Below are 25,801 nucleotides of genomic sequence, written 5' to 3' on the forward strand. Positions count from 1 at the left end.
GCATGCTCGGAGAGATCCGTGGCGAGGTGCGTTTCAAGGAGCCCCTCAGCTTCCACACGTCCCTGCGCATCGGCGGCCCCGCCGATTTCTTCATCGTGCCGCAGGACGTGGAGGACATCCGCCTGGCGCTGGCCTTCGCGGACAAGGAGCAGCTCGCCGTCGAGGTGGTGGGCGGCGGGAACAACCTGCTCGTGCGTGATCGCGGCATCCGCGGCGTCGTCCTCAAGCTCGAGGGCTGCCTCGGTCGCGCCGAGTTCCATGGCGAGGAGGCGGTGGCGGGGGCGGGCGTGAGCCTCTCCGCGCTCATCCGCGAGGCGGCCGCGCTGAACCTGGGCGGGCTGGAGTGCCTGGTCGGTATACCCGCCACCATCGGGGGCGCCGTGGCAATGAACGCGGGCACCCCCGACGGCTGGATCAGCGACTTCGTCTCCGCCGTCTACTTCCTCCACCCCGACGGGACCCTGGGCGAGTTCAAGCCGGGGCCGGGCGCGTTCGGCTACCGCGCCTTCGCGGCGCCGCCGGGTGCGGTGCTGATCGGCTCGCGGCTGCGCCTGCAGCGCCGCCCCTTCGCCGAGATCCAGCGCGAGATCAAGCTGCGCCTCAAGCAGAAGAAGTCCAGCCAGCCTCTCGCCCTCGCCTCCGCGGGCTGCGTATGGAAGAACCCGGCGGGGGAGACGGCGAGCCGCATGATCGAGAAAGTCGGGCTTCGCGGCAAGCGCCTCAACGGGGCGGAGATCTCCGCCAAGCATGTGAACTTCATCGTCAACCGCGGCGGCGCGATGGCCGCGGACGTCCTCGCGCTCATGGACCTCTCGCGTGAGCGCGTGCAGAACCACTTCGGCGTGACGCTCGAGCCCGAGATCCGCATCCTGGGCGAAGGCTGAGCCGCGGAGACTTCCCATGAGCCGTCTGTCCGTACTCTCGCCGCGCCGGGGCGATCAACGCCTGGAGGACTGGGCGGATCGCCCCGAGATGGTGGCGCGCCAGCGCATAAACCGGCGCCGGCGTCTCGCGCGCCGCGTCCGCAGTCTGGGCCAGGTCGCCTTTGCCCTCGTCACCGTGGCCGCGCTGCTCGGCACGGCGGCCCTCGGGGTGCGCTGGCTCCTGACCTCACCCCGTTTCTCCGTCTCCGAAGTCGAGGTGCGCGGCACCAGCCGCCTCGCCGCCGCGGATGTCCTCGCCGCGTCGGGCATCCGCCGGGGCACCAACCTCTGGCGGCTCGATCCGCGTGCCGTCGTCGCCGGCGTGGAGAACCTGCCCGCGGTGCGCCGCGCCGAGGTGGTCCGCGCGTTCCCCAACCACGTCACGATCGTGGTCGAGGAGCGGCGTCCCTTCACCCTCGTGCACGCCGGGCGCCTGCACTGGATCGACGAGGAGGGCGTGCGCATGGCGCCGGAGTCGCGCGCGGTCACCATCCCGCTCCCCGTGATCAGCGGCCTCACCGACGACGAGATCGCCTCCGCCTCCAAGGCGCCCTCCGAGCGCGTGCTCACCGGGGTGCGGCTCATCCGGACCCTGCTCCGCGCGGGTAGCCCGCTGGTCCAGCAGATCTCCGAGGTCGATGTGGGGCGGAGCGATGGCCCGGTGCTCTACACGGTGGACGGCATCGAGGTCCGGCTCGGCGCCGAGGAGTGGGATTCGCGCATCCCGCGGCTCGCCGGCGTGCTCGCCCAGGTGGCATCGTCCGGGCAGCCGGTCAGCGCCATCGACTTGCGGTTCCGGGATCAGGTCGTCCTCAAACCCGCTGTGCGCTGAGGAGGCGAATGGGGCGAGCGAAGGGACGCGCGGTCATCGCGGGACTCGACGTCGGCACGACCAAGATCTGCTGCGTGATCGCGGAGCCGACGGCGGCGGGCGGGCTGGACATCGTGGGGGTCGGGGTGAGCCCGTCCCGGGGGCTGCGCAAGGGCGTGGTCGTCAACATCGACTCGACGGTGGAAGCGGTGCGGCAGGCGGTGTCGGAGGCGGAGCAGGTGGCGGGGGTCGAGATCACCTCGGTGGTGGCGGGGATCGCGGGCGGTCATATCCGCGGCATCAACAGCCGCGGCGTGGTGGCGGTGTCCGGCAAGCACCGCGAGGTGAGCCAGGCCGACGTGGACCGCGCGCTGGAGGCCGCGAAGGCGGTGAACCTCCCGCCGGACCGCGAGATCATCCACGTGCTCCCGCAGACCTTCGTGGTTGACGATCAGGACGGCGTGAAGGAGCCGGTAGGCATGTCGGGGGTGCGCCTCGAGGTGGAAGTCCACCTCGTCACCGGGGCGGTCACCTCGGTGCAGAACGTGATCCGCAGTGTGAACCGCGCCGGGCTGACCGTCCAGGACGTCGTGCTGGAGCCCCTGGCCTCCTCCGAAGCCGTGGTCTCGCCCGAGGAGAAGGAGCTGGGGATCCTCCTGATCGATCTCGGCGGTGGCACCACCGACGCAGCCCTCTTCCGTGACGGCGCCATCTGGTACACCGGCATCCTCCCCCTCGGGGGTGACCACATCTCCAACGACATCGCCGTCGGTCTCCGCACGCCGACCTCCGACGCGGAGGAGCTGAAGAAGCGCTATGGGTGTGCGTTGACCGCGCTGGTGCGTGAGGACGAGACGGTCGACGTGCCGAGCGTGGGGGGCCGCAAGCCGCGCCAGCTCTCGCGCCAGATCCTCTCCGAGATCATCCAGCCGCGCGTGGAGGAGATCTTCACTCTCGTGGCCCGGGATCTCGCGCGGGCCGGGCTGCAAGACGTGGCCGCAGGGGGGGTGGTGGTGACCGGCGGGACCTCGATCATGCAGGGGGTGCCGGAGCTGGCGGAGCAGATCTTCGACCTCCCGGTGCGCCGCGGGGTGCCCGGAAATATCGGAGGACTGGCCGACGTGGTGCAAAGTCCCATATACTCGACCGCGGTGGGCCTGGCGCGTTACGGCGCCCGGGGGCAGCGATCCGGTGCGCCCATCGACGCGAGCGACGGCACACTCGGCTCCCGCCTCCGCGAATGGTTTGCGAAACTTTTCTAAACCGCGGAAGCAAGGAGGCGCAATGGAGCACGGACGTGGCCGGCGGCCGATGTTCGCGATGGAAGACGAGCGTGAAGTTGCAAAGATCAAGGTAATCGGGCTCGGCGGCGGCGGATCCAACGCCGTCAATCGCATGATGGCCGCGAAGTTCACCGGCGTCGATTTCATCATCGCCAATACCGACCTGCAGGCGCTCCGCTTGTCGCCCGCACCCCAGAAGATCCAGCTCGGGGCGCGACTCACGAGCGGGCTCGGCGCGGGCTCCAACCCCGAGGTCGGTCGCAACGCCGCGCAGGAAGACAAGGACACCATCAAGTCCATGCTGGAAGGCGCGGACATGGTGTTCGTCACCGCGGGCCTCGGCGGTGGCACCGGCACCGGCGCGGCGCCGGTGGTGGCGGCGATCGCCAAGGACCTCGGCATCCTCACGGTGGCGGTGGTGACCAAGCCCTTCCACTTCGAGGGACGCCGCCGCCAGCAGCAGGCGGAGAACGGCATGGCCGAGCTGCGCAACGTCGTGGACACGCTCATTACCATCCCCAACCAGCGTCTGCTCGCGGTGGTCGATCGCGGCACCCCGCTGATGGAGGCCTTCAAGGTCGCCGACACCGTGCTGCTCCAGGCCGTGCAGGGCATCTCGGATCTGATCCTGGTCCCCGGCCTCATTAACCTCGACTTCGCCGACGTGCGCACCATCATGTCGGGCATGGGCATGGCGCTGATGGGCGCGGGCACGGGCAAGGGGCAGAACCGCGCGCTCGACGCGGCCCAGAAGGCGGTGGCGAGCCCGCTGCTCGACGAGACGTCCATCGAGGGCGCGCGCGGCATCCTCATCAACTTCACGGGTGGCCCCGACATGGCCATCCACGAAGTGGAGGAGGCGGCAAAGATCGTTCAGGAAGCGGCGCACGAGGAGGCCAATATCATCTTCGGCGCGGTGATCGACGAGTCGCTCCAGGACGAGGTGCGCATCACCGTCATCGCCACCGGGTTCACGGAACGGAAGGTCGAGATGAGCCCGACCAGCAGCAAGGTGCTCGAGATGCCGCCGCGGCCGAGCCGCGCGCCCGTCCCGGGCCCGTCCTGGCGCCGCCGCCTCTCCGACGCGCGCGCCGAGAGCGGCGAGCCGATGGCCGAGGAGGATCTCGACGTGCCGGCCTTCCTGCGGCGGCAGGCCGACTGATTCGCGACGCTCCTTCCTCGGCGGCCGGCCGTGAGGTCGGCCGCCGAGGGAGGGGAGACCCTCACGGCGCGCGCGGCTCAGCGGCTCCCGCATGAGACAATGCGAGGGCCCATGGGCGCGCCCTTCCTCACCTCCTCGCTGCTCGAGCGCGCCGGGCTCCCCCATCTCTTCACCACGCGCCAATTTCCCGGAGTAGCCGGCTCGGGCGATTCGCCGGACGTGTTCACGCCCGAGGCCCAGCCGCTGCTCGCCGGCCGGGGCCTCGCGGCGCCGCCCGCGTTCCTTCGGCAGGTCCACGGCGCAGAGGTGATGGTGGCGGAGCACGCGGGGCGCCTGGGCGCCGCCGACGCCCTCGTGACCGAGCGTCGCGGCCTGCCGCTGGCCGTGTTCACCGCCGACTGCCTGCCCGTGCTGATCTACGACCCGACCCATCGCCGCCTCGCCGCGGCCCACGCGGGCTGGCGCGGCACCGTGCAGTCGGTAGTGCGGGCCGCGGTGGACCGGCTGGTCGAGGCCGGCTCCGAGGCCGACGGCCTCGCCGTCGCCATCGGCCCCTCGATCGGGCCGTGCTGCTACGAGGTGGACGTCCCCGTGATCAACCGCCTGCGGGCGGCCTTTCCGGGTGGCTGGGAACGCTGGGTGACGCCGAAGGGTCCCGGCAAGTGGATGCTCGACCTCTGGGCCGCCAACGAGGACCAGCTGACTGCCGCCGACGTCGATCCCGGCATGATCGAGAATTCCCGCCTCTGCACGGCCTGCAACGTGGACCGCTTCTACTCGTACCGGAAGGAGGGCTCGACCCGCCTCCGCCGGGTGGGTCGCCTCGTCACCCTCGCGGCGCTCCCAGGCTAACGAGATCACCATGCTAGAATCGCCCAACCGGACGGGGGTTTAGACGTGCCGGACGGGGGTGCAAGCGTGGCGGACGGTCAAGTCGATATCAAGGCGAACCTCGAGAAGGTCGAGCGGCGGGTCGAGCGCGCCTGCCGCCGGGCCGGGCGCGATCCATCCGCGGTCCTGCTGATCGCGGTGTCCAAGACGGTCGAGGTCGAGCGGATCCGCGCCGCGGTGGGAGCGGGGGTGGCTGCGCTCGGCGAGAACCGCGTGCAGGAGGCCAAGGAGAAAGTGGCCGCGCTGGGGCGACCGGTGCCCTGGCATCTCATCGGCTCGCTCCAGACCAACAAGGCCAAGGACGCGGTGCAGCTCTTCGACTGGATCCACTCGGTGGACCGTCTGGAGCTCGCGCAGGAGCTGGACAAGCGCGCGCATGCGATCGGGCGCACGGTGCGCGGCCTCCTTCAGGTGAATCTGGGCGACGAGCCGCAGAAGGGCGGCGCCGCGCCGGGCGACGTGAAGCGGCTGCTCGACGCGATGCGGGGCCTGCGTCACCTCGCGATACACGGCCTCATGGCGATCCCGCCCATGAGCGCGGATGCGGAGACGGCGCGGCCGTTCTTCCGGCGTCTCCGCGAGCTGCGGGACGCGACGGGGCTCGAGCACCTGTCGATGGGGATGAGCGCGGACTTCGAGGTCGCCATCGAGGAAGGGGCGACCATGGTGCGGGTGGGGACGTCGATTTTTGGTCCAAGGGAGACGCGGACGTGAGCATCAAGGGCAAGAAGGTCGGGTTCCTCGGGGCGGGCAACATGGGCGAGGCTCTGATCCGCGGCATGCTCCAGGCGGGGCTGGTGCCCGCGAGCTCCATCTTCGCGAGCGATCCCCAGCGCGAGCGCCTCGCCCACATCGCGCGGCAGTACGCCATCCGTGCCGTCGAGAGCAACGTGGACCTGGTGCGCGAGGCCGACGTGGTCGTGCTCGCGGTGAAGCCGCAGATCATGGCGACGGTGCTGGCGGAGATCGCGCCGGCGGTGGACGCGCGCAAGCTCTGCATCTCCGTGGCGGCGGGCGTCCCGACGGGGACGATCCGCTCGCACCTGGGCCGGCCGGTCCGCCTAATCCGTGTCATGCCCAACACGCCCGCCCTCGTGCTCGAAGGGGTGACCGCGATCGCGCGCGCCGACGGCCTCGAGCCGGGCGACCTCGAGACCGCGCAGGAGCTGTTCGGCGCGGTGGGCAAGGCGGTGCTGCTCGACGAGGACGCGCTGGATGCGGTGACGGGACTCTCCGGCTCCGGCCCGGCCTACGTCGCGATCGTCATCGAGTCGCTCGCCGACGGCGGCGTGAAGATGGGGCTCGATCGCGCCACCGCGATGACGCTGGCCGCCCAGACCGTGCTCGGCTCCGCCAAGCTCATCCTGGAGACGGGGGCGCACCCGGGGCAGCTCAAGGACATGGTGTCCTCGCCCGGCGGCACCACGATCGCCGGGATCGCCGCCCTGGAGGAGGGCGGGGTGCGGCGCACCTTCATCAGCGCGGTGGAGCGCGCCACCCTGCGCTCACGCGAGCTAGGGAGACCACGCTGACGTGCTGCCCTACAACTTCGTGCAGTTCATCGGCTGGCTGTTGGATCTCTACTCCTACGTCATCATCGCGGCCGCCCTCATCACCTGGGTGAGCCCGGACCCGCGCAATCCCATCGTCCAGTTCCTCTTCAAGGCCACCGAGCCCGTGCTGCGGCCCGTGCGCAACCTCTTGCCGCCGTGGAGGACGGGAGGCCTCGACCTCTCGCCGCTGATCGTCATCATCGCCATACAGTTCATCGAACGGGTGATCCTGCCGTCGCTGTACTGAGGAGGGGACCGTGCGCATCACACCCATGGACATTCGTCAGCAGCAATTCACGGTACGGATGTTCCGGGGCTTCGATGTCCAGGAAGTCGATACGTTCCTGGAGGACGTCGCCCAGGACTACGAGGCCTTGATCAAGGAGAACTCGCTGCTCAAGGAGCAGCTCGCGGTGCTGGAGGAGCGGACGCGCGGCCTGGAAGACCGCGAGAAGGTGCTCCAGCAGACCCTGGTGACTACCCAGCAGCTCACCGAGGAGATGAAGGACGGGGCGCGCCGCGAGGCGGCCCTCATCCTCCGCGAGGCCGAGCTCGAGGGCGAGAAGCTGCTCGAGTCGAACCGGTCCGAGGAGGCCGCGCTGCGCAATGAAATCCTCCAGCTCAAGCGCCAGCGCCGCCAGGTTGCCGAGGGGCTGCGCCAGACCCTCGAGATGTACCAGCGGATGATCGACCAGGACCTCAAGGAAGGCCCTGGGGCGGGCGAAGGGGACTGAGGCGGTCATGGCTGAGCACCTTGCCGTGCGCGTGCAGCCGGGCGCCTCCCGCGACGAGATCGTGGGCTGGCAGGGCGCGGCGCTCCGGGTGCGCGTAAGCGCGCCGCCCCAGGATGGCCGCGCGAACGCGGCGGTGGCGCGCCTGCTCGCCGCGGCGCTCGGCGTCGCCCCCTCCACGGTGGAGCTGGTGCGCGGCGCCGGCGGCCGCGACAAGATGTACCGCTTCCGAACCCTCGACGTCACGGCGGCGCGCGCCCGCCTCGGCGCGCGCGCGGCCGCCGATCGAGGCGCGCGGTGATCACCCCGCTTCGCTGGGACGGCGACCGACTGGTCCTCGTAGACCAGACGCGCCTGCCGGCCGAGGAGGTCGAGCGCGTCTGCGCGACCTGGCAGGAGGTGGCGGACGCGATCCGCACCCTGGTGGTGCGCGGCGCGCCCGCCATCGGCGTGGCTGCCGCCTTCGGTGTGGTGCTGGCCGCGCGGGCGAGCGCCGCGCGAGAGTTCGAGGCCTGGCAGGCCGACATCGAGGAGGCGGTGAAGGGCCTCGGCGCGACGCGACCCACCGCGGTGAACCTCTTCTGGGCGCTCGAGCGCATGCAGCGCCGCGTGCTCGCGGGACGCGGCCAGCCGCTGGAGGCCACGCGGACGGCGCTCGCCGCCGAGGCGCAAGCCATCCTCGACGAGGATCTGGCCGCCAATCGCGCCATGGGCGCCCACGGGGCAGCCTTGGTGCCCGAGGGTGCGCGCATCCTCACGCACTGCAACGCGGGAGCCCTCGCCACGGCAGGGTATGGCACCGCGGTCGGCATCATCCGCGCCGCGCACGAGCGCGGCAAGCTCGCCCTCGTCTGGGTGGACGAGACGCGGCCGGTGATGCAGGGCTCGCGGCTCACCGCCTGGGAGATGGTGAAGGAGGGGATTCCTCACCGCCTGATCTCGGACGTGGTGGCGGCTTCGGTGATGAAGCGCGGCGAGGTGGATCTGGTCGTCACGGGCGCCGACCGAATCGCCGCCAACGGCGACACCGCGAACAAGATCGGCACCTACGGCCTGGCCGTGCTCGCGCGACATCACGGCATTCCCTTCTACGTGGCGGCGCCCTCTTCGACCATCGATCCCTCGATCCCCTCCGGGGCCTCCATCGTGATCGAGGAGCGCGACGCCGCCGAGGTGCGGCAGGTCGCAGGCCGCCCGACCGCGCCGGCGGCGTCGCCCGTGTACAACCCCGCCTTCGACGTGACGCCCGCCGAGCTGATCACCGCGATCGTGACCGAGCGGGGCGTGTTCCGGCCGCCGTACGCCTTCTAGCCAGACGGTACGCAGGGCCACGCGGTGAACCGCGCCATCGAGTCGGCGCGCCGCTATCACGATCAGACGGCGCACTCGCCCCAGTCCGTGCGCGCGAGCGGGCATCGGCTCATCTGGGAGATCCAGCCCTCGCCGTTCAAGATCTACGCGGATCTCGAGCCGCTGACGCTCCCACGTGATCTGCCCGCTCTCCAGATGGATACCTTCGGGGCCCTCGCCGCGGTGGGACAGGGCGCCGCCCCGTTGGATCTGGCGCGCCTCGCCGCCCTCCTCTTCTTCTCGGCCGGTATCACCCGCACCAAGGAGTATCCGGGCGGCGGTCGCCAGTTCTTCCGAGCCGCGCCCTCCACGGGCGCGCTCTACCAGACCGAGATCTACGTCGTCACGGGCGACGTCGCGGGGCTCGAGGCCGGCGTTTATCACTTTTCGCCGGGGGACTTCGCCCTCCGCCGTCTGCGCGCCGGCGACTTCCGCGGCGCCCTCGCCGTGGCCACGGCCGACGACACGATCGGCTCCGCCCCGGCCACCGTGATCGCCACGGCGATCTACTGGCGCAACACGTGGAAGTACCAGGCGCGCGGCTACCGGCATCTCTTCTGGGATTCCGGGAGCCTCCTCGCCAACCTCCTCGCCGCCGCCGTCGCGCTGGAGGTGCCCGCGCGCCTCGTCACCGGCTTCGTCGAACGCGAGGTCAACGGCCTGCTGGGCCTCGACGCCGAGAAGGAGGGCGCCCTCGTCCTCGCCCCGCTGGGCCGCGAGGGCGCCCCCGCCTCCATCGCGCCCATGGTCGCGCAGCTCACCCATCGCGTGGTGCCGCTGTCCTCGCGCGAGGAGGACTACCCGACGCTGCGCGACGCGTACGCGAATTCGTCGCTCGAGTCCGAGGCCGAGGTCTTGGGCTGGCGGGAAATGGGCGCGGGTGCCGGGATGTCCGCGGGTGGGGGGAGAGCGGGGGCCATTTCTGGGCCCCCGCTAATGGCGAATGCCCCCGCTCTCCCCCCGTCTGTGGACATTGCGTTGCCGGCCCCGAGTCTGACCAGCCCTCGCAGTCTGGGCGAGACGATCATGCGGCGTGGCTCGACGCGGCAGTTCTCCGGCGAGGCCATCACGGCGCAGGAGTTGTCCAACGCGCTCTATCACGGCGCGCGAGGGTGGGTCGCGGACGTGTCCCGGGGTGCCGTCGAGCTCTTCCTGAACGTGCACGCGGTGGAGGGGATCGCGCCGGGCGCCTATCACTACGGGCCGGATCCGCATGCCCTCTCGCTCGTTCGCGCGGGGGACTTTCGTGAGGAGTCGGCCTTCCTCACGCTCGAGCAAGCGCTGGGAGGCGCCGCCAGTGCCACCGTCTTCTTCCTCGCCGATCTCCGCGCGCTCCTCGCTCGCTGGGGCAATCGCGGCTATCGCCTCGCCAACCTCGAGGCGGGGTACGCGGGTGGGCGGCTCTATCTCGCGGCCTATGCACAGGGGTTCGGCGCCAGTGGGCTCACGTTCTACGACCGCGCCGTCGTCGACTTCTTCTCGCCGGCCGCCGCCGGGCTCGACGCCATCTTCGTCACCGCGCTGGGGCGATCCGTCACGGGCCGGCCGCGTACGCTGGTCGCGCCGCCCGCGCCGCCGCGCCCATAGGGCGAGCGGCCGCCGCGGTGTGCTAACGTGGAACGGATTCACATGACGAGGACAAGGAGCGCTTCATGAAGAAGTATCAGCTGATGGCCCCTGGCCCGACGCCCGTGCCCCCCAATGTGCTGCTCGCCATGGCGCAGCCGATGATCCATCACCGCACCCCGGAGTACGACGCGCTGTTCTCGGAGATTCGTGCCGGGCTCAAGCGGCTCTTCCAGACGAAGCAGGAGGTCATTCCCTTCACGTCCTCCGGCACCGGCGCCATGGAGGCCGCATTCGTCAACACGCTGTCTCCCGGAGACACCGCCCTCGTCCTCACCGCGGGCCGCTTCGGCGAGCGCTGGGAGGACATCGCCAAGGCCTACGGCATCAGCGTCGTACGGGTGGCGGCTTCCTGGGGTGAGACGGTGTCGGCCGAGACGATGGCCGATGCGCTGCGCCAGCATCCTGAGGCCAAGGCGGTCTTCATGACGCACAGCGAGTCCTCCACCGGCGTGCTCCACGACGTGCGCGGCATCGCGGCCGTCACGCGGGGCACCGACGCCATCTGCGTCGTGGACGCGGTGTCGAGTCTGGGTATCGCGGAGCTCGCCATGGACGCGTGGGGCGTGGACCTGGTGGTGTCGGGCTCGCAGAAGGGCCTGATGCTGCCGCCGGGCCTGTCCTTTTGCGCTCTCTCCGACAAGGCCTGGAAGCATGTGAAGGCCTCCCGTCTGCCGAAGTTCTATTTCGACCTCACCGAGGAAGCCAAGGCGGTCGCGCAGGGGGAGGCCCACTTCACCCCGGCGGTGTCCATCATGCTCGGTCTCCGCGAGGTGCTCCGGATGCTGGAGCAGGAAGGCCTGGGCAATGTACTGAAGCGCCACGATCGGCTCGCCCGTGCGACGCGGGCGGGCGTGGAGGCACTGGGGCTGTCGCTCTTTCCCAAGGCCACACCTACGCCGTCGCTCACCGCGGTGGTGGCGCCCGGCAAGGTAGACAGCGAGCACGTGCTTTCCAGCTATTCGACGTCGCATAACATCACGATCGCGGGGGGGCAGGGAAAGCTCAAGGGCAAGGTGTTCCGTCTCGGCCACATGGGGTACGTGGCCGAGTTCGACGTCATCACCGCGCTCTCCGCGTTGGAGCAGGTGCTCCAGGAGCTGGGGCACCCGGTCGACTGGGGCGCCTCGGTGCGCGCCGCCCAGAAGGTGTTCGCCGAGCGCGGCTGACAGGGCCCGGCCAGGGGGAGGGGCGAGCGATGTGGCTAACCATATTCCTGCTCGTCATCGGCTTGCTCGCGGGAGTCCTGTATCTCGTCGCGGTCAGGCGCGGAATGTCTCCTGACGAGCCCGAAAAGGGGCGAGACAAGAACCAGCGCCACTTTCGAGACCCGGGCCCCCCGGGCTGGTAACCGAGGCGGGAGCCGGTCTCCCGAGCCTAGGCAGAACGCGCCCCCTTCCGGTAACATAGCGCGTTGGCCATGGCACTCCGACTCTTCCTCATACGGCATGCGCAGACGGTCTGGAACCGTGACCGCCGGTACCAGGGGTGGCAGGACTCTCCCCTGTCCGAGGTGGGGCGGGCCCAGGCCGAGGCAGTGGCCCGGGCCCTCAGCCGGGAGCCCTTGAAGGCCGTGTACTCGAGCACGCTGGGCCGTGCCCGCGAGACCGCCGAGGCCATCGCCGCCGCCCAGGGCCTGGCGGTGCGCGAGGATGCCGATTTCCGGGAGATGGCCTTCGGCGCGTGGGAGGGGCTCTGCTTCGATGACTGTAAGGCCAAGGATCCCGACCGCTTTCGCCTCTGGGCGGACGCTCCGCACCGCTTCGTGCCGCCGGGCGAAGGGGAGACGCTCGACGACGTCCGCACCCGTGTGCTCGCCGGGCTCGAGCGGCTGCGCCGCGAGCACGACGGGCAGAGCGTGTGCCTGGTGGCGCACGGCATCTCCGCTCGCATCATCATCCTCGAGGCCCTGGGCCTGCCGCTCGAGCGGATCTGGTCCATTCACCTCGCGTCCACCGGTATTTCCGAGCTCGAGTTTCGCCACGACTGGACGGCCCTGCACCGGATGAACACCCTGGTGCACCTGGACGCCGTTCCCGTCGCCCGCTGACAGGGCGCCCGCATCATGGAGCGCCGGCCGCCGCAGACTCAGCTCCCCAAGGGCGTGAAGATCTATCTGCCCGACGAGGCCGCCGTCAAGCGCGTGGTGGAGGAGCGCCTGCTCGGCGTGTTCCGCCGCTGGGGCTATCGCGAGGTGGTGACGCCGACCTACGAATACTTCGACGTCCTCTCCAAGGGCACGGACGTGGACCTGCAGGAGGGCATGTTCAAGCTGGTCGACCGCGAGAGCGGCCGGCTCCTCGCCCTCCGCGCCGACATCACGCCGCAGATCGCCCGCATCGTCGCGAGCCGGCTGCGCGACGAGCCCAAGCCCCTGCGCCTGGCGTATGTCACCAACGTGTTCCGCGATGCCGAGCCCCAGGTGGGCCGCTATCGCGAGTTCTACCAGGCCGGCGTGGAGCTGGTGGGCCTGCCCAACCCCGAGGGTGACGCCGAGATGATCGCCATGACCGTGGAAGGGCTGCAGGCGCTCGGGCTGTCAGATTTCCAGTTGGATGTGGGGCAGACCGACTTCTTCCGCGGCATGCTGGAGGACCTGGGCGCCGATCTCGAGACCGCGCGCGACCTCCGCTCGGCGCTCGGCCGCAAGGACGTCTCCGCGCTGGAGCGGCGTGTGGCCGCGCTGGGGGCCCCCGCTGCCGTGACCGAGGCGCTGCTCGCGCTGCCGACGCTCTACGGCCGCGGCGACGTGCTGGAGCGCGCGGAGCGCCTGGTGAAGAACGCCCGCTCCGAGGCCGCCCTCGCCAATCTGGCCGAGGTGTACCGGCTCCTTCGCCTCTACGGCCTGGCCGACAGCGTGCTACTCGACCTCGGCGAGGTGCGCGGCTTCGACTACTACTCCGGCGTGCACTTCGAGGCCTATGTGTCCGGCCTCGGCGCACCCCTGGTGGGCGGCGGCCGCTACGACCAGATGCTCGGCCGCTTCGGCTACGATTGCCCGGCCACGGGCTTCGCGTTCGAGGTGGGCCGCGCCCTCCTGGCGCTGGAGTCGCAGGGCGCGCGGCCGGAGCTGGGAGGCCCGGACTTCTACATCATCGACTTCACGCCAGAGAAGACCCAGGCCCTCGCCCTCGCCCGGCGCTATCGCGACCTCGGGGCGGCGGTGGCCCGGGACATCATCAGCCGTGGGCTCGAGGCGTCGCTGGCCTATGCGCGCCAGCAGCGCGCGCGCTGGGTGCTCGTGATCGGGGAGCCGGGCCGTCGCGCCGACGAGGTGCGCGTGCTCGATCTCCGCGCCGAGGCCCCGGGCGGGCAGGCGGACGGCGAACGCGTCGTTTCAGCCAGCGCCCTTCTCGCCGAGCCGGAGAAGTACTTTGCGGGTCTGAAGGAGACAGGTCATGCCTAACATCGTGGTGGTCGGCGCGCAGTGGGGAGACGAGGCCAAAGGCAAGCTGGTGGACGTGCTGGCCTCACACGTGGACGTGGTGGTGCGGTATCAGGGCGGCAACAATGCCGGCCACACCGTCATCGTGGGCCGCGAGAAGTTCGTGTTCCAGTCGCTGCCCTCGGGCATTCTCCGCCCCGGCTGCCGCTGCGTGATCGGCTGCGGCGTCGTGGTCGATCCCGCGTCGATGATCGAGGAGATGGAGGCGCTGGTGCAACGGGGGGTCTCCCTCGACGGGAACCTCTACATCTCGAAGAACGCGCACCTGATCATGCCCTATCACCCGGCGCTCGACCGCGCCTTCGAGTCCAAGGCGGGCAAGCGGCGCATCGGCACCACCGGCAAGGGCGTGGGCCCCGCGTACGCCGACAAGGCCGCGCGCGTCGGCATCCGCATGGCCGATCTCCTGGACGAGAGGCTCTTCCGGGAGAAGCTCGAGTACAACGTCATCCAGAAGAACCGCATCCTGCGGGAGATCTACGACGCGGAGACCTTCTCGGTGGAGGGCATCCTGGGTCCCTATCTTCGCTTCGCGGGGTGGCTCGCACCCTACATCACCGACACCGCGCTGCTGCTCTCCCAGTGGATGGACGCCGGCCGGTCGGTGCTGTTCGAGGGGGCTCAGGGCACCATGCTCGACATCGACCACGGGACCTACCCTTTCATCACCTCGTCCAGCACCACCGCGGGGGGCGCGTGCACCGGCAGCGGCATCCCGCCCACCAGGATCGACGGCTGCCTGGGCATCTCGAAGGCCTACTGCACGCGGGTGGGCGAGGGGCCATTCCCCACGGAGGTGCACCTCGAGACGGCGGACCTCTTGCGGTCCCGAGGCAACGAGTACGGGGCGGTGACGGGTCGGCCGCGCCGCACCGGATGGGCGGACGCGGTGGCGCTCCGCTACGCCGTGCGCATCAACGGCATGGACACGCTCGCCATCACCAAGCTCGACGTCCTGGACGCCTGCGAGACGGTGAAGATCTGCACGGGCTACCGCTACCAGGGCGACCTCCTCACCGAGTTCCCCGAGGAGGAGCGCATCTGGCACGAGGCCGAGCCGGTATACGAGGAGCACTCCGGCTGGCAGACCTCCACCCAGGGACTGCGCGATTACGCGGAGCTGCCCACCAAGGCGCGCGAGTACCTCGAGCGCCTCTCCGAGCTGATTGGCGTGGGCTTCGGCGTGGTCTCCACGGGGCCCGAGCGCGACGAGACCATTCTCATGCCGGAGTCGCCGCTCACGCAGTGGTATCCGAGCCTTCGCGGCTCGATTCCTCCTCGCTAGCGGGCGGCGGATCGTCGACCGGTAATCCTTACCTTCGGCTTCGTGTAACTCCTGCCCGGTCGCGCGTAGGCAGGCACGGTAGTGGCCCGAAAAGACGCGCCCGCCCGGTGGCATGCGGGTTGCCCTGGATAGGGCGTGATGCGGATCCTGACGCCACGGCGCGGGCTTATCCTCGGCGGGCTCGCGGCCGTCGTGCTGATCGCGCTCGCCCTCGTCACCTACGCCGCGACCGAGCTCTCGCGCTTCGGTCGCGCCGAGGCGCGGCGCGGCCAGCTGATCTACGCGGGGCCGCAGGTGCTGCGCCCGGGCGTTCACGTGGGCATGGCGGATGTGGCCGGCTTGCTGACCCGGCTGGGCTATCAGGAGACGCGCAGCGCGCCCGCGGCGCCGGGCCAATTCCGCCGGGGGGCGACGTCCTGGGACATCGCGCTGCGTCCCCCCTCCGTCGGCGTGAGCGAGCAGGTTCCGCGCGTCCGGCTCGAGCTCCAAGGCGACCGCATCGCGCGCATCCGCCGCGGCCAGGCCGAGGTCCCGAGCCTGGTCTTGCCGCCCGAGGTGCTCACGAGCGCCGGTGCGGTGCCGGGCGAGACCTACCGTCCGGTGCGTCTCGCCGAGGTACCCCGGATCCTTCGTGACGCGGTCCTGGCGGCCGAGGACGATCGCTTCTACGAGCATGGCGGTCTCGATGCCCGCGCGCTGCTGCGCGCGCTGTGGTCCAACATGCGCGCCGGCCGGGTGGTGGAGGGTGGGAGCACCATTACCCAGCAGCTCGTGAAGAATCGCCTGCTGAGCCCGGAGCGCACCGTGCTGCGCAAGGCCCAGGAGGCATGGCTGTCCACCGCGCTGGAGTGGCGCTACTCGAAGGACCAGATCCTCGAGACCTATCTCAACGAGATCTATCTCGGCCACTGGGGAGCGGGGCCGGTGCGCGGCGTCGGGGCGGCCGCGCGCGTCTATTTCAGGAAGGAGCCCTCCCAGCTGACCCTCGGCGAGGCGGCCACGCTGGCCGGCATGATCCGCGCGCCGAACGTGGTCTCGCCGGCCGCCAGCGTCGAGAAGGCGCGGGCCCGGCGCGACGTGGTGCTGGCCCGCATGCGGGACCTGGCGATGATCAAGCCGGCCGACTTCGAGCGCGTCCGCCGCGAGCCCGTGCGCGCACCCGCGGGTCCGCCGCCGGGCCTGGTCGCCCCGTACTTCGTGGACTACGTGCAGCAGGAGATCGCGCGGCGCGGCGACGAGGACACGGACGCCGACCCCGCCGGCCTGATCACCACGCTCGACGTGCCGCTGCAGCGCTTCGCCGAGGCGGCAGTGGCGCGCGGGCTCGACGAGCTCGAGACGCGCGTTCCGCGGCTCCGGCCCCGCGGCGCCGGCGACCGCGTCCAGGTCGTGCTCCTCGCGGTGGACCCGGCGACTGGCGGCATCCGCGCGCTCGTGGGCGGACGGGACTATCGCACGAGCCCCTTCAACCGCGCGGGGCTGGCCCGGCGGCAGCCAGGCTCCGCCTTCAAGCCCTTCGTGTACCTGGCCGCGCTGTCGGCCCGCGAGAACGGTCCGGCGTTCACCCTCGCCTCCCATGTCGAGGACGCACCCGTCACGCTGACCGTGGACGGGAAGCCCTGGACTCCGCGGAACTACTCGGATCGCTACGAGGGAGAGGTGTCCGTGCGGCGCGCGCTCGAGGCCTCGCTCAACGGCGCCACCGTGCGCATCGCCCAGACGGTCGGGCTGCCCGCCATCATCGACGCGGCGCGCCGGATGGGCATCGAGAGCGATCTCAAGCCGGTCCCCGCCATCGCGCTGGGCGCGTTCGAGGTCACGCCCGTCGAGCTGGCGCGCGCGTACATTCCCTTCGCCGCGGGCGGACAGGCGCGTCCGGTGAGCGCGCTCGCGAGCGACGGGCGCGGCGAGGAGCCGCCGCGTCAGGCCATCTCGCCGGCGGAAGCCTATCTGCTCACCGCGGCGCTGCAGGGCGTGATCGACACGGGGACTGGCGCGGGTGTGCGGGCGATGGGCCTGGATGCCCCCGTCGCGGGGAAGACGGGTACCACCAACGATGGACGCGACGCCTGGTTCGTGGGCTATAGCTCGAACCTGGTCACGCTCGTCTGGGTGGGCTTCGACGACGGCCGGCCGCTCGGACTCAGCGGCGCGGAGGCGGCGGCCCCCATCTGGACCGAGTTCATGAAGCGCGCGCTGGCCACGTATCCCCCCACGCCGTTCGCGCCTCCCGACGGTGTCGAAACCGCGCGCATCGATCCCACCACCGGCAAGCGGGCGACCGAGGCCTGTCCCGAGGTGCGCACCGAGGTATTCCTGGTCGGCAGCGAGCCCGGGCTGTGCGAGCTCCACGGCACCGTGGTCGACCGGGTGCATCGGTGGTGGGACCGCGTCTGGGACTGGTTCAGGCGCTGATCCCCGCCTAACCGCCTAAGTCCGCGCGCCGCTTGACCGCCTCTGGCCCGGCGGCTACTCTTGGCGGACTGGAGGGGCCCCGACGTGAGGTGTCCGCGCTGCCAGACCGATAACCGGGCCGACGCCCGCTTCTGCGAGGAGTGCGGCGCCCGGATGGAGCAGATGTGCCCCTCCTGCGGGCACCCGGTCGGCGCCGGCAAGAAGTTCTGCGGGAACTGCGGGAGCTCCCTCACCGAGAAGGCCGTGACGGCCGCGCGCCCGGCGGCGCCGGCCCCCGAGAGCTACACCCCGAAGTACCTCGCGGACAAGATCCGCCTCAGCCGCTCGGACATGGCCGGTGAGCGGAAGCAGGTGACGGTGCTCTTCGCTGATCTCAAGGGCTCGATGGAGCTGCTCGCCGACCGCGATCCCGAGGAAGCGCGCCGGCTCCTCGACCCCGTGCTCGAGCGGATGATGGAGGCGGTGCACCGCTACGAAGGCACGGTGAACCAGGTCATGGGCGACGGCATCATGGCCCTGTTCGGCGCGCCGCTCGCCCACGAGGACCACGCGGTGCGGGCCTCCTACGCGGCGATCCGCATGCAGGATACGGTGGGCCACTACGCCGAGGAGCTGCGCCGCAACCAGGGCATCGACGTGCAGATCCGCGTGGGATTGAACTCGGGCGAGGTCGTGGTGCGCTCGATCGGCAGCGATCTGCACATGGACTACACTGCGGTGGGCCAGACCACGCATCTGGCCGCGCGCATGGAGCAGCTCGCCCGGCCCGGCACCACGCTCATCACCAACTACACGCTGCGCCTGGCCGAGGGCTACGTCGAGGTGAAGGCGCTGGGGCCCGTGCCGGTGAAGGGCATGACCGACCCCATGGAGATCTTCGAGGTCGTGGGGGCGGGGCAGGTGCGCTCGCGCATGCAGGCCTCGGCCGCCCGCGGCCTCTCGCCCTTCGTGGGCCGCGATACCGAGCTCGATCGCCTCCGCCAGGCGCTCGAGCGCGCGCGGAAGGGACACGGGCAAGTGGTGGCTCTCGTGGGCGAGCCCGGCGTGGGCAAGTCGCGGCTCTTCTGGGAGTTCACGCACTCGCACCGCACTCAGGGCTGGCTGATGGGCGAGGCCGCCGCGGTCTCGTACAGCAAGCTGACACCCTACTTCCCGGTGGTGGAGTTCCTACGGCGCTACTTCCAGATCGACGAGCGCGACGACGCTCGCCGCATCCGCGAGAAGGTGACGGGCAAGCTCCTCACACTCGACGAGGCCCTGCGACCGACGCTGCCCGCCTTCCTGACCCTCTTGGACGTGCCGGTGGACGATCCGGAGTGGCCGGGCCCCGACTCCCCCCAGCGCCGCCAGCGCATCCTCGACGCGCTCAAGCGCCTGCTCCTGCGCGAGAGCCAGGTGCAGCCGCTGCTCCTCGTGTTCGAGGACCTGCACTGGATCGACTCGGAGACGCAGGCCTTCCTGGACAGCCTGGTCGAGAGCCTCCCCACCGCGCAGATTCTCCTGCTCGTGGGTTACCGGCCCGAGTACCAGCACAACTGGGCGAGCCGCAGCCACTACACCCAGCTTCGCCTGGACCCGTTGCCGCCGGCGACCGCCGGCGATCTCCTCAAAGGGCTGCTGGGCCAGCACGAGAGCCTGGTCCCGGTGAAGCGCCTGCTCATCACGCGCACCGAGGGGAACCCGTTCTTCCTCGAGGAGTGCGTGCGCACGCTGGTGGAGACCCAGGTCCTGGTCGGGGACCGGGCCGCGTATCGGCTCGCCAAGCCGCTCAACGCGATCCAGGTGCCCGCGTCCGTGCAGGCGGTCATCGCCTCCCGCATCGACCGGCTCGATCCCGACGACAAGCGCCTGCTCCAGGCCGCCTCCGTCATCGGCAAGGACGTGGCGTTCACGCTGCTGACCGCCGTGGGCGAGATGCGCGAGGAGGAGCTGCGCCAGCGGCTCACGCGGCTCCAGCAGGCCGAGTTCCTGTTCGAGACGGGCCTCTTCCCGGACCTCCAGTACACGTTCACGCACGCGCTCACTCACGGGGTCGCCTACGGCGGCCTTCTCCAGGAGCGGCGGCGGACACTCCACGCGCGCATCCTCGAAACCATGGAGCGGCTCTACGGCGAGCGCCGCGCGGACCAGATCGAGCTGCTCGCCGACCACGCGTTCAAGGGCGAGGTGTGGCCGAAGGCGGTGACGTATCTGCGTCAGGCGGGGGCCAAGGCGGCGGGGCGCTCGGCCAATCGTGAGGCGGTGGCGCTGCTCGAGCAGGCCCTGGTGGCCCTCGCCGGGCTGCCGGAGGGGCGCGAGACCAGCGAGGCGGCCATCGACGTGCGACTCGAGATGCGGCCGCCGCTCCTGCAGCTCGGCGAGCTTCAGAAGGCGCTCGCGCTGTCCCAGCAGGCCGAGAACATGGCCAAGCTGATCAGCGACGAGTCGCGGCTGGCCCGCGTCTACACCTATCTCGTCAACTACCACTACCTCAAGGGCGAGCCGGACGCCGCCATCGCCTACGGCGAGCGCTGCCTGGCCATCGGCGAATCGGGGCAGGACGTGGCGCTCCAGGCGCTCGCGCGCGGCTACATGGGCTACTCGTACCACGCGCAGGGCCGGTACCGCGAAGCCGAGGCGGTGCTCATGCAGAACGTGGAGCGGCTCGAGGAGGTGCGGGGCCGGGAGAGCGGTCCGCAGACCACCGTGTCCTACACCTCTTCCACGGGCTGGCTCGCCTTCGCGCTGGCGGAGCTGGGGGAGTTCGATCTCGCCGCCACGTATGCCGAGATCGGCCAGCGCGCGGCGGAGACCGATCGCCACGCCTACGCCCAGGCCATCGCGTGGACGCTGGCGGGCCTCGTCGCCCTGCGCCGGGGCCACATGGACAAGGCCCTGCATCTCCTCGAGCGGAGCCTGGAAGCCTGCCTCGAGAAGCAGCTTACGGTGTGGCGGCCGCTCCCGTCCTCGCTGCTGGGGCTCACGCGCGCGCGGGTGGGGCGCGCGGAGGACGGCCTCCCGCTGCTCGAGGACGGCGTGCGTCTCACCGAGGAGCTGGGCGTCAAGGCCTACCTTGCGAGCTGGACGGTGAACCTCGCCGGCGGGCTCCTCGCCGCGGGGCAGCCCGAGCGCGCGCGCGAGACCGCCCAGCGCGCCCTCGATCTCGCGCTCACGCACAAGGAGCGTGGGCACCAGGCCTACGCCCTCCGGCTGCTCGGCGAGCTGGCCGTACGCTCCGACCCGCCCGATCTCACGCGGGCGGAGAAGGATCTCACCCAGGCCCGCACCCTGGCCGAAGAGCTTGGCATGCGCCCGCTCCTGGGCCGCATCATGCTCTCGCTCGGGGAGATGCATCGCGTGGGCGGCGATCACGCCAAGGCGGAGACCCATATCTTCCGTGCCATCACGCTCTTCCGCGAGATGGACATGCGCCACTGGCTGGAAGAGGCGGCCACGCAGCTCAAGGCGCTGGGCCATCTCCTCGTGATCGCGCACTATAACCTCGGGCTTTTCGACTTCCTGAAGGAGCGCTTCGACGCCGACCAGGACGTGACCGTCGTCCTCGACCGGCGCAAGGGCGAGCGGCGCCGGGCCGGCCCCTCGCCCGGCGCCGATCGACGCGGCCGCGAGCGCCGCCGCACCGCCGTCGTCATCGATGGCGCGCTCCGGCTGCAGGGCTTCGTGGTGATCCCGCACGAGGACACCGGCGCGGGCATGCCCACCGAGGGCAAGCCCCGCAAGAAGAGCTAGGCATGGTCCCCATCGTCGCCCGTGCGCTCGCGCTCCTGGCGGTCAGCGTCGTGCTGCTCGGCATCGCGCTCCTGCTCCCCGCCGGCACCGAGGTGTCCGGGGGCGGGCGCTCGCTCCGCGTGGTTCTCGTGCTCGCCGCGCTCGTGCTCGGGCTCTTCACCCTCGTGATGGTGCTGCTGGCGGGACCGTAGCGGGGGGCGCCCCGCGGCAGTGTAGACTTTCTCCCACCATCCCGGCATGGACCGCCGCCACTTCCTGCTGACCCCCCTGGCGAGTGCCTTCGCCAGACCACTGGCCGCCATGGCGCAGGTGAGCCCGGGAACATACCGACTCGGCATACTGACGCCTGGGGCTTGCGCGACGACGTCGGCCCTGAGTACGACGCGGGCCGTCGCGGCCTTCCTGCGCGAACACGGATACGTCGAAGGCCGGAATCTGGCCATCGAGTCGCGATGCGCCGAAGGGAAGCTTGACCGGCTTCCCGGACTAGCAGAATCACTCCCTCGTCTTCCGGTGGACGTGATCCTCGCGCTCAGCCCTGTGGCAGTCCAGGCGGCGAAGCGCGCGACTACGACCATTCCCATCGTCATGCTGTTGACCTACAGCGACCCCGTGGAGCTCGGCTTTGTCACAACTCTCGCGCACCCAGGCGGCAATATCACGGGAGTCGTCCTCGCGGCCGAGCCTGCCATGGCCGGCAAGCGGCTCGAGCTGATCAAGGAGGCGGTGCCGCGCGCTGTCAGGATTGCGATCCTGACCACTCGAGAGGCAGGCTCTCGGACGCAGGTAGAGTGGGCGCAGAGGGCAGCGTCCTCGCTCGGCGTCAAGTTGATCCCGGTCGAGCTCCTTGATGGAGACTACGAGGGCGCATTTGCGAAGATGACGGCGCAACGTGCGGAAGCGCTGGTTGTTGTGACCAGTGTCCTGCTCGCCAATGGCCGTGAGCGAATCATCGAGCTTTCCGCCAAGCATCGTCTGCCGACGATTCACGACTGGAGCGAAGATGCCGAAGCCGGGGGTCTCATGACATATGGTGGAAGCCTTCGCGGGACTGCGCGCCGTCTGGCCGTCTACGTCGAGCGCGTCTTCATGGGAACGAATCCCGCCGAACTGCCCGTGGAGCGCGCGACAAGCTTTGAGCTCGTCATCAACCTCAAGACCGCCAAGGCCCTCGGCCTCACCATCCCGCCGTCGCTACTGGCGCGGGCGCACCAAGTGATCGAGTAAGACGGTTCTATTCACTCGTCCTCCGGCCCGATGAAGGCGCCCGCAGTCCTCGTGACAGATGCGCGGCAAGTACGCTACGCGCCCACGAACCGTTAGCTCAGTTGGCAGAGCACCTGACTCTTAATCCGACCAAGGGGGCTCGGTAGGTCGCACACTTACCGGGCCCCTCTCGCGTCTTCGTGTGGCCTGGGTCTTCACAGCACACGTCCATCATCCGTTCGTCGCGCCACATCGGCCCCAGGCCGAAGGTGGGATCGCATGAGCGCCTGAGGGCGTGCTCTCTTGAGGACTCGCAGCCGAAGTTCTGGCCGGCCAACGTCGATAACTTTTGCACCCTTACTGACTAGGAAAATATACATAGAGGCTCCTTATCGGACGCGTGCTTAACCGCGACTCTCCCGCTGGCATATTTCATGCGCGCCACGGACGAAACCAGCGTCGTTGACTCTCGTCAGTCCATGACACCTTCGGCGCTTGGGCCATTCCACTAATGCGGGAGGTGCGGCATGACAGCATTTCGGATGTTCGCCTTCGGACTCGCGGTCTCCTTCCTCGTCGGAAGCAGTGTCGGGACCGCGGTCGCCCAGAAACCGACCACCGGTGCCGGCATGGGAAGCGCGACCACGGCCCCGGGGAGTGGAAAACGCGCCGCTGCCGCGACCTCGCGCCTCTCCGCGCCCGGTCAGGCCACTCCCCCCAGCGGCGTGACGCCAGGCGGCGGAAATACCGGCACCGTGCCGACCACGAAGAAGAAGTAGCTCGAACGATTCTGAGCGTGATCGCGAGTCACGCGGTCACGCTCAGGGCTCGGTCGCACTCGCCTAGACACTCGGCGGTGGATCTGCGCTCGGTTCGGCGACAGTCACTCGATCACCTGATCCGCGCACGCCAGCACCGACGGCGGGATGGTCACGCCGAGGGCCTTGGGTCTTGAGCTCAACGACTAGTTCGGACTTGGTCGGGTGTTCCACTGGGAAGGTCGCCGGGCTTCGCTCCCGTGAGAATTCGATTCACAAGGCCGGCCGCCCGAGATCACACCTCATCCAGCAGGATCCCGTATGACAGCAGGATCCCGTACGACAGGAGGCCGCCGGCCTCTGCATAGTGACGTCCAATGAACATGCTTGGGAGACGAAGCCGAAGCGCGAGATCCGCAATCCTTACACGAGCCAAGACCACAAGCGCTCCGCCTTGAGCGCACGCGACGGCGGTCCCCGCTCGGCATGGGATGTCGCATGGCTGGCCCGAACAACGAACGCGACGAAAACCAGCGTTACCTGCAAGACGAGCCTCCGCCCTGCTAGCTGATACAGACGTGGGTCCGGCGTGATGATCCAACCTGAATCCCGCTCGCGAGTTGAATCGATGTCACCATCGCGGCCATCGCCTAGTTTCCAACCCCGAAGAGCGCCTCGTCCATGCGGCCACCAACCGCGAGCACCGCGCCCTCGAATGGCAATGAGATCGGTCGGATGCCCCCCCCCCGGGGGGGCACGACTTTTCGGTTCAAATCTCCCGAGCATTCACGTCAGGGAGGCCTGCGCGGTTTCGATCTCCGGGCGGATGACACCACAAGCCCAGTTGACGTCCCCCGATGTGAGCCCGAGCGGCTCGCCATGCGAACGCCCGTCAAGAGCGCGAACTCCACGAGATCTGCCGGCGTCGTGTTCCGGCTCTTGCGGCAGGCCTCGACGAGGCCCTGCACCTCCTCGGTCATGAGCCAGCGGAGCCCGTTTGCGGCTCCTTCCCCGTGTCGATCTCCGGCACCTCGGCGATGAGCTTTCCATCGCTTCGGCTAGCGGAGGAGATGACGACGCATCGCGAGCGGACGCTCAATCCGCGAGCCGCCCGGCCTTCCACGTGACGATCCGATCCGCGGTGAGGGAGGTGAGGGAGTATCGGCCCCCGAGCGCGTCCTTGAGATGGCCGGCGATCCAGGCGCTCTGGCGGACCGGCCGCTTGCGCGACTGGAGTTCGAGCAGTCGATTACCCCTGCGAGTTGTGGCACCGCGTGATGTTGACCCCTGCTACACTGCTGCGCGACGTGCCTGGCTCGCCGGCCCCCAACGGCGCCTCCAAGCTGAAAGGAGGTTCGAAGCGATACGGCCCCCGCAAGAAGAGGACACGAGTCCGACCTGCATCCCGAGAAGACGTGGAAGGAGGACACATGAGACAGCTTCTACTCGGTCTTATCGTTGCCGTAGCGGTCACAACCGGCCTGACGCCAGCAACCCTCGCGATCAACGACCCCACGGTGCCGGGCGACGACTGCGCGGCGGACAACTCGGCAGCCGTGGGTGACCCGGAAGGAGGGAACCCCGGCATCAACGGCCCGAACACGCCGCAAGTGTCCCCGCCGGTGTCCCTCAATAACCCCGGCGTGTCGACCGGAGCAAAGGGACAGGCGAAGTCGCCCGCCGACGACGGGATCTGCGCTAACTCCCCCTAAGCACTCTCGACTGTCTTGATGCACGAAGGCCGGGGCAACTGCCCCGGCTTTCGTCACTCCCGCTCACCCTCAATGATGCATGCGGGCGAGAAGACGGGCGTTCACTGGCCTTCTCTCTCTGGGATGTTCCTCGGTGGGTGGAACACGTGAGGGGATCGTGTTCACCAAGGCGGACGGACGCTACTGGAGCAAGATCCGGACGCCTTCGAGTCCGCGGTGGAGGCGGCGAATGTGGACGACTTCCGGGTTCGCGATCTCCGGCCCAGCTTTGCCTCGTGGGCGGTCCAGCGCGTCGCCTCGCTGCACGAGCTCAGGCTCTTCTCGAACACAGCTCGCTCGCGATGGTGATGCGCTACGCCCACCTAGCACGCGAGAACCTCTGCCAGGCGGTCAACAAGGCCGGCGGCGTCCTGGCTGAGGTCGTGCGCGGGGAGACGGCCGATGCCGTTGCGAACGGCCTCGGAAACGGCACAAGAACGGCACAGGATGCTAAAATCTGCGCCGAGCGTCGTGTAAGTCTTTGAAGAGCCGTTAGCTCAGTTGGCAGAGCACCTGACTTTTAATCAGGGGGTCGGTGGTTCGATCCCACCACGGCTCACCAAATTTTCCAACCAATTGCAGCGCATACCTTCGGCGTGGCAAGAGTTCGGTGCCAATCACGGTGCTACTCCGTTTCCGGATGCAGCACTCGCAGTCGGCTTCGACTCCCGACTAACCAGCCGCTCGATGGCAGCTCTTCGGTGATCCGGGGATACGTGACGATACCAAAGGGTCATCGCCATCGTCTTGTGGCCCATGAGCTCTCGGAGCGTAGCAAGGTCAACCCCCGCCATAGCAAGCCGCGAGGCGAAGGTATGCCGGAGGTCATGGAAGCGAAAATCTTCGATCCGAGCGGCGCGTAAGGCCCCGGGGACGGTCTTT

General features: G+C 69.7%; 22 protein-coding genes and 1 tRNA gene. 22 read left to right on the forward strand and 1 reads right to left on the reverse strand.

The features are described from left to right. Window positions 1-2 precede the first annotated feature (2 nt). The 22 genes from murB (at window position 3) to VFX14_04840 (ending at window position 25,481) form a co-directional block, all read left to right on the forward strand. On the forward strand, window positions 3-884 hold the full coding sequence (gene murB, locus VFX14_04735) for a UDP-N-acetylmuramate dehydrogenase (protein ID HEU5188977.1): 882 nt from the start codon (window positions 3-5) through the stop codon (window positions 882-884). Between the two features lie 16 nt (window positions 885-900). Beyond that, window positions 901-1,755: an FtsQ-type POTRA domain-containing protein gene (locus VFX14_04740; GenBank protein ID HEU5188978.1), complete on the forward strand. Its 855-nt coding sequence runs from the start codon at window positions 901-903 to the stop codon at window positions 1,753-1,755. A gap of 8 nt (window positions 1,756-1,763) precedes the next feature. Continuing rightward, window positions 1,764-2,996, forward strand: a complete 1,233-nt coding sequence (gene ftsA / locus VFX14_04745) for a cell division protein FtsA (GenBank protein ID HEU5188979.1) — start codon at window positions 1,764-1,766, stop codon at window positions 2,994-2,996. 49 nt (window positions 2,997-3,045) lie between these two features. Next, on the forward strand, window positions 3,046-4,179 hold the full coding sequence (gene ftsZ / locus VFX14_04750) for a cell division protein FtsZ (GenBank protein HEU5188980.1): 1,134 nt from the start codon (window positions 3,046-3,048) through the stop codon (window positions 4,177-4,179). Between the two features lie 111 nt (window positions 4,180-4,290). Beyond that, entirely contained in the window at window positions 4,291-5,031 is a 741-nt protein-coding gene (gene pgeF, locus VFX14_04755; protein HEU5188981.1) for a peptidoglycan editing factor PgeF, read from the forward strand. Between the two features lie 66 nt (window positions 5,032-5,097). After that, on the forward strand, window positions 5,098-5,784 hold the full coding sequence (locus VFX14_04760; GenBank protein ID HEU5188982.1) for a YggS family pyridoxal phosphate-dependent enzyme: 687 nt from the start codon (window positions 5,098-5,100) through the stop codon (window positions 5,782-5,784). Between the two features lie 2 nt (window positions 5,785-5,786). Beyond that, window positions 5,787-6,602 (forward strand): pyrroline-5-carboxylate reductase, encoded by an 816-nt coding sequence (gene proC / locus VFX14_04765; protein ID HEU5188983.1) that lies wholly within the window; start codon window positions 5,787-5,789, stop codon window positions 6,600-6,602. 1 nt (window position 6,603) lies between these two features. After that, window positions 6,604-6,870, forward strand: a complete 267-nt coding sequence (locus tag VFX14_04770; protein HEU5188984.1) for a YggT family protein — start codon at window positions 6,604-6,606, stop codon at window positions 6,868-6,870. A gap of 10 nt (window positions 6,871-6,880) precedes the next feature. After that, entirely contained in the window at window positions 6,881-7,357 is a 477-nt protein-coding gene (locus VFX14_04775; protein HEU5188985.1) for a DivIVA domain-containing protein, read from the forward strand. A gap of 7 nt (window positions 7,358-7,364) precedes the next feature. Next, a complete protein-coding gene (locus VFX14_04780) occupies window positions 7,365-7,655 on the forward strand; it encodes a DUF167 domain-containing protein (GenBank protein ID HEU5188986.1) in 291 nt (96 codons plus the stop codon). Beyond that, window positions 7,655-8,665 carry an S-methyl-5-thioribose-1-phosphate isomerase gene (mtnA, locus tag VFX14_04785; GenBank protein HEU5188987.1) on the forward strand — a complete coding sequence of 337 codons (1,011 nt, stop codon included), beginning with the start codon at window positions 7,655-7,657 and terminating at the stop codon, window positions 8,663-8,665. Before VFX14_04780 ends, mtnA begins: the two co-directional genes overlap by 1 nt. Before the next feature lie 24 nt (window positions 8,666-8,689). Continuing rightward, the gene (locus VFX14_04790) at window positions 8,690-10,291 is read left to right on the forward strand and encodes a SagB/ThcOx family dehydrogenase (GenBank protein HEU5188988.1); all 1,602 of its coding nucleotides are present in this window, start codon (window positions 8,690-8,692) and stop codon (window positions 10,289-10,291) included. Window positions 10,292-10,356: 65 nt separating this feature from the next. After that, window positions 10,357-11,499, forward strand: a complete 1,143-nt coding sequence (locus tag VFX14_04795; protein ID HEU5188989.1) for an alanine--glyoxylate aminotransferase family protein — start codon at window positions 10,357-10,359, stop codon at window positions 11,497-11,499. Window positions 11,500-11,750: 251 nt separating this feature from the next. Next, entirely contained in the window at window positions 11,751-12,380 is a 630-nt protein-coding gene (locus VFX14_04800; GenBank protein ID HEU5188990.1) for a histidine phosphatase family protein, read from the forward strand. Between the two features lie 15 nt (window positions 12,381-12,395). Next, window positions 12,396-13,736, forward strand: a complete 1,341-nt coding sequence (gene hisZ / locus VFX14_04805; GenBank protein ID HEU5188991.1) for an ATP phosphoribosyltransferase regulatory subunit — start codon at window positions 12,396-12,398, stop codon at window positions 13,734-13,736. Beyond that, window positions 13,729-15,060 (forward strand): adenylosuccinate synthase, encoded by a 1,332-nt coding sequence (locus VFX14_04810; protein HEU5188992.1) that lies wholly within the window; start codon window positions 13,729-13,731, stop codon window positions 15,058-15,060. The genes hisZ and VFX14_04810 overlap by 8 nt, the downstream gene beginning before the upstream one ends. Window positions 15,061-15,198: 138 nt before the next feature. After that, window positions 15,199-17,475 carry a PBP1A family penicillin-binding protein gene (locus VFX14_04815; GenBank protein ID HEU5188993.1) on the forward strand — a complete coding sequence of 759 codons (2,277 nt, stop codon included), beginning with the start codon at window positions 15,199-15,201 and terminating at the stop codon, window positions 17,473-17,475. A gap of 84 nt (window positions 17,476-17,559) precedes the next feature. Next, complete coding sequence (locus tag VFX14_04820; protein HEU5188994.1) at window positions 17,560-21,204, forward strand: AAA family ATPase; 3,645 nt, start codon at window positions 17,560-17,562, stop codon at window positions 21,202-21,204. Between the two features lie 2 nt (window positions 21,205-21,206). Next, the gene (locus VFX14_04825) at window positions 21,207-21,395 is read left to right on the forward strand and encodes a hypothetical protein (protein ID HEU5188995.1); all 189 of its coding nucleotides are present in this window, start codon (window positions 21,207-21,209) and stop codon (window positions 21,393-21,395) included. A gap of 46 nt (window positions 21,396-21,441) precedes the next feature. Next, a complete protein-coding gene (locus tag VFX14_04830; protein ID HEU5188996.1) occupies window positions 21,442-22,431 on the forward strand; it encodes an ABC transporter substrate-binding protein in 990 nt (329 codons plus the stop codon). 2,167 nt (window positions 22,432-24,598) lie between these two features. Next, window positions 24,599-24,880, forward strand: coding sequence for a hypothetical protein (locus VFX14_04835; GenBank protein ID HEU5188997.1), 282 nt, complete (start codon window positions 24,599-24,601; stop codon window positions 24,878-24,880). A 525-nt stretch (window positions 24,881-25,405) separates the two neighbouring features. Beyond that, a tRNA-Lys gene (locus VFX14_04840) sits at window positions 25,406-25,481 on the forward strand. A 55-nt stretch (window positions 25,482-25,536) separates the two neighbouring features. Here the strand turns inward: VFX14_04840 and VFX14_04845 are convergent. Further along, a partial coding sequence (locus VFX14_04845) for a tyrosine-type recombinase/integrase (GenBank protein ID HEU5188998.1) occupies window positions 25,537-25,801 on the reverse strand: 265 nt, incomplete at its 5' end.

It is taken from the genome of Candidatus Methylomirabilota bacterium (assembly GCA_035764725.1).
GTDB lineage: Bacteria > Methylomirabilota > Methylomirabilia > Rokubacteriales > CSP1-6 > DASRWT01.